This is a genomic window from Nitrososphaera sp. AFS, from assembly GCF_009898475.1.
In the GTDB taxonomy this organism is placed as follows: domain Archaea; phylum Thermoproteota; class Nitrososphaeria; order Nitrososphaerales; family Nitrososphaeraceae; genus Nitrosopolaris.
Map to the genome: position 1 here is coordinate 2,243 of NZ_QURE01000118.1, position 4,609 is coordinate 6,851.

At 37.6% G+C, this 4,609-nt stretch carries 5 protein-coding genes; 4 read left to right on the plus strand and 1 reads right to left on the minus strand.

Annotated elements, in window-relative coordinates; translation table 11 throughout:
* Nucleotides 1–309, plus strand: a 309-nt coding sequence (locus DYY65_RS10555) for a hypothetical protein (RefSeq protein ID WP_162477922.1), incomplete at its 5' end; no start/stop codon positions are given.
* Between the two features lie 204 nt (nt 310–513).
* On the opposite strand, the gene DYY65_RS10560 is transcribed toward DYY65_RS10555, so the two are convergent.
* The gene (locus DYY65_RS10560) at nt 514–1,623 is read right to left on the minus strand and encodes a hypothetical protein (RefSeq protein ID WP_162477923.1); all 1,110 of its coding nucleotides are present in this window, start codon (nt 1,621–1,623) and stop codon (nt 514–516) included.
* 734 nt (nt 1,624–2,357) lie between these two features.
* Between DYY65_RS10560 and DYY65_RS10565 the strand changes: the two genes are divergently transcribed.
* The 3 genes from DYY65_RS10565 to DYY65_RS10575 all read left to right on the plus strand — a co-directional run bounded on the left by DYY65_RS10565 (nt 2,358) and on the right by DYY65_RS10575 (nt 4,232).
* Complete coding sequence (locus DYY65_RS10565; RefSeq protein WP_162477924.1) at nt 2,358–3,344, plus strand: TIGR03557 family F420-dependent LLM class oxidoreductase; 987 nt, start codon at nt 2,358–2,360, stop codon at nt 3,342–3,344.
* Between the two features lie 234 nt (nt 3,345–3,578).
* Nucleotides 3,579–3,749: a hypothetical protein gene (locus DYY65_RS10570; RefSeq protein ID WP_162477925.1), complete on the plus strand. Its 171-nt coding sequence runs from the start codon at nt 3,579–3,581 to the stop codon at nt 3,747–3,749.
* 138 nt (nt 3,750–3,887) lie between these two features.
* Nucleotides 3,888–4,232, plus strand: a complete 345-nt coding sequence (locus tag DYY65_RS10575; RefSeq protein ID WP_162477926.1) for a hypothetical protein — start codon at nt 3,888–3,890, stop codon at nt 4,230–4,232.
* The last annotated feature ends 377 nt before the right edge of the window (nt 4,233–4,609 follow it).

Below are 4,609 nucleotides of genomic sequence, written 5' to 3' on the forward strand. Positions count from 1 at the left end.
CCTGGTGTCACAGGAAATGTTCTTACTGTAGTTTCTTTCTTGATAGGTACTTCTTCGTTTATTCTAGGATTAAGAATCCAAAATGCAGCAAAAAGCGCAACAATACTGTCATTATCGATAACAAAATATTTTGAGATATTGATATTGGCGTTGGTTCTTCCTGCGATAATTATTAATATATTTGGAATTCTTCTGGTAGGAAGTCATCTGTATCCTGCAGATTCTCCTTACTTAGCACTCGTTTATGCACTTTTTATACCTGCAGGAGCGATATTATTCCTGCTTGTAAAGTTACATTCTTTGAAATAACCGGCAACCCATTTGATAGGATTTGCTTCTAGAGCTAATCACTCGCTCAATGGCTATGAGTATGGTTTTTAACCTCAACTTACGATATTCATTNNNNTATGACAGCTGATTTGGTTTATCGATAAGAGATTAGTGTCATTTGTCAACAGCAGAATTTGACTCCTTACTACATATCAGCCTACTAAAATCAAAAATTCAATAATATCAAGAAAAAGGCAGTTTCGGAGTGTGAATATGTGGAAAGTGAATGTGGGGAATATGAATAATACTTAAGGTATGTGAATGGTTACTACTAGAATTATCTGAACTAGAACTGTGATGAGAGCTAGAAGCGTGATGTTCTGAGTTAGAGCTGTGCTGGTCGCTGCTAGAACTATCTGAGCTGTGGGAGCTATGATGATGACTTGACTTATGGCCACTAGGGTCACTCTTACTTACTTCAGCAGAAGTGACATTAAATACTGCTGTGGTAGGTGTCAATTGGTGTTGATAGCCATTTGCACTAGCATAAAGACCAACAGTAAAGGGGCCAGACTTGTAATCCTTGTCGATTTTCCAAGCATAAGAGAAAATACCAGATTGATTCGTAAACCCAGTGAAATTTGTTACCGGAGTGTTCGCAGAATTCATGACAGTTCCATTAACTCTTGCTCCAGCTATAGTAACGTTTGAACCGTCATGAACAATAGTTTCTATAGTCTGGTTACTTCCGCTTTTTACAGGATTCTCAAGTTTGAATGAAATCAGTAGTGTTTTTGGCTTACTCTCATTTGAAACATAGCTGGCAGATGTATTTGAGGAAACTGGTTTGACAGCATCAAGAGATTTATTATTATTATTTAGAGCTATTCCTAGTATACTGACACTATGATGCTTTACAAACTCAGGTTGTGCGTTATTAGTATTTGTATTGGGGAAACAGGAATACTTGCCTGTTATCTTATTCTCTCCTAAATTTACTGTACCATAGCTGTGATTACCTATAAACTGCCAGGAGGTATAATCTGCGGTCCCATTAGAACCCATTGGAGTAACTTTATGATAAGGAAAAATTGAATTAATAATTACAGATACAGTGCAATGATTACTTTCATTAGCGACAGTAGATGTTCCTTTTACAATCAGTGGAGTTCCTACGGGGATTTGCTGACCTTTAGAAGGTGATGTAATATCTACATATGCAAGGGCCATGCTCATACTGCTACCGTTAACTGCACCAAAAGTGAAAATAACTAATAATATAACTAACACTAGTACCTTTTTCATCAGTTCAATAATTATGCTGGCGTATCCAAATATATAATTTCCTCTCAATTATTTGAAATTGAATTTTATTTATGTAATATTGTACGCGACGATGTATTCACAATATGTATTGGATGTTGAATAGCCAGATTACTTTGTACAATTTCTTCCTACTTATCGCGAATCCTTGGCTCGGAACTTGACTGTAGAATATATATCCAGCATGTACGATTACCAACTCAGGAACCCTTTCTGATCAAGTAGAGTGCACTTCCTCCTTCAAGTAACAACCTACCTATATCCTATTCCCTAGGGATATCCTTTTGTTCTAAAATCAGATAGAACAAATATTCAAAAATATATTTAATGAATCTCATCTAAATATATTTAGTCTAGTACTGCAAATCCGCATGACATTAATTCCGGTCCAACAGGATACCCCCACGATTTAGGAGAACATGGAAACCCCCATGATGCTTCAGGATTCCATCATCAGGAACCTGCCGATAACTGTCCTGGTGCCCAATAAGATCGGAAAGTTTCAGCAGATACTTTCATATACTTTTTTATATTGATAACCACAAGCTGGACTGCAATCACCTAGCCAATTTTCCGAGTCTTTCTTCGATGGGGCACCTTAAGATGAAGGGCACACAATCCTACAATATTAATTTTCCAAGCTGGATGCAATTTATTGTATCCGTGTGAATTATGAGTTACCCTTTGACTGCGAGATACTAATGACGATTATTAATGATTTGAAACTTCTATATCTTATATCTTCTACTCGGAGTTGACAGCAAATGGTAAAAATTAGTGTTCAGGCTGCTCACGAACAAGTAAATCCTATAGATCTCCTAAATGACGTTGTATTGATGGATGATAAAGGAATTGAAAGATGTTGGACAAGTGACCATTATATGCCGTGGTGGGACACTGGCGCATCTGGAGGTGCAGCCTGGCCTTGGCTTGGAGCAGCACTAGCCAAGACCAGGAATATCACAATAGGCACAGGCGTAACCGCTCCCATACTACGATATCATCCAGCTATCGTTGCTCAAGTATTTGCAACAGTTGGATATATGTTTCCAGGTAGGGTATTTCTTGGAATTGGAAGAGGAGAAGCTCTTAACGAAGTAACCTCTGGTCATTCTTGGCCATCCAATGTGGAAAAATTCCAAAGGCTAAAAGAGGCAATACACTTGATTAAGAGACTGTGGTCAGAGGATTGGGTTAACTTCAAAGGAAAATATTATTGGGTGAAAGACTCTAAATTGTATACCAAACCTTCGAAGCCCATTCCTCTTTACATTTCAGGAATTGGTGAACAAACCGCCAGACTTGCTGGCCAAGAAGGAAATGGATTTGTTACTAACGAACTAAATGTCGAAGCAATTACAAATAAATTATTTCCAGCAGTAGAAAAGGGCGCTAGAGAATCTCAAAGAGATTACAATTCTTTGGATAAAATACTCTTTCTTCCAGCCTCATATAATGAAGACAAACAAAAAGCATTAGAATCAATTAGATTTTGGAGAGGCTCTATGATAAAAGCATTTTTTGATGTGGATGTTCATGATCCTAGAAAGATAGAAGAGAATGGCCAGGTTATAGGCGATGACACCTTAGAAAAAATGTTCCTCGTAGTATCAAGCGTAGAAGAGGCAATAAAAAAACTTAAAAAGTATACAGAGTTGGGGTTCACTGAAATTGTCCTGACGAATTCAAGTCCTAAAAGGAATGAGCTAGTAAATCTAATTACAGACAAAATATCCCCACATCTTAATTGAACATTCTTGTCGATACTTGTGCGGCAGTAAGCATCATAGTAATAGCAAGCATTAGGCAATGGAAAGCAGATTTTGATAGTATGCTTAAGTATAGGGCTCAGGTGGTAACCCCAGACTAGAGACGACAATTTAGTTCACATCAGGGCTTTGAGAAGAAGAAAATATTGCATGCAAACTGAAATAGTAAAATCCTATAATGACTAACAAGGATAGGAAAGAGAAGAGGGAAAAAATATGGATATAAACGATGATCTGCGCGCTCTTGTAATTAAAATAAAGGCTGTCATAGAGGATGAAAGAGTGTCAGAAGACGAGGGAATAGCACTGGATACACGAAAAGTAGAAAGGGTTCGACAACTGCTGGTCCAATTTTATAATATACATGGTGCTGAAATGGAGACTTAAAACTTATGCCTATGCGACTTTGAAATTGGTATATAATTTGCAGAGAACTTTCCACATTAGCCGGTTCAAAGATTTACCTCACGTTGTTCCGGCCTGGATTTCTCAAAAAATATATTGCTATTCTTCTTAATGAAGTATATGAAAATTGATTACATCGTATCAAGAATTGAAGCCTCGCAAGATGGTCAGCCCTACGTATATGTAACTTATACAAATCCAAATGACTACAAAGCAGGCGCTGACAGAGCACCATCATTCAATCCATTCGGTGCGAATATGATGGCGTTTACATCTCCAGAAGACTTAATGAAGAATTTGCCCAAAGCAATGGCCAATATTGGTAAAGCAATGGGAGGTAGTGGAGGTTTTCCAACTGATTCTCCCACTTTCAAAGTCAGTATGAGAGAATATGAAGACATGTCAATAAAAGTGGGCGATAAGGTAACAATAGAAATTAAGAAGGCAGATACCAGTGGGATTTGAGGACAACACAGTGGATTATCCACTGGTTTTATTACCGACAACGATTGTTACTACCTTGTCAGAGGCGATACTTTACACGTCTTAGGTGCTGATTTCTTTATCCCTATTTTTAGTCTGTAACATGTCGAGTAGGGTTGGAATAAAGCCCAATGCGACCCATGAAATGGAATCAATTATTTCCAGATAATTCGATAATAGATTAATAATAAGTCTAAATCATTCAATGATAAATTATGAGTGCTTTTGAGGTCTTCAGTGCACCGCTCTGGCGCGACACCTAAATTCTTGTGCTATCTGGTTTCTTTATTTCTATGGGCATTTTATTCCAACCCTGATTGCAATGCCCCCATAATCTCTAAAATTGATTGGCTATCCTA

Bases quoted from the DNA above. Each gene is read 5' to 3' on its own strand.
- DYY65_RS10565 (WP_162477924.1), top strand. From the start codon at position 2,358: ATGGTAAAAATTAGTGTTCAGGCTGCTCACGAACAAGTAAATCCTATA.
- DYY65_RS10570 (WP_162477925.1), top strand. From the start codon at position 3,579: ATGGATATAAACGATGATCTGCGCGCTCTTGTAATTAAAATAAAGGCT.
- DYY65_RS10575 (WP_162477926.1), top strand. From the start codon at position 3,888: ATGAAAATTGATTACATCGTATCAAGAATTGAAGCCTCGCAAGATGGT.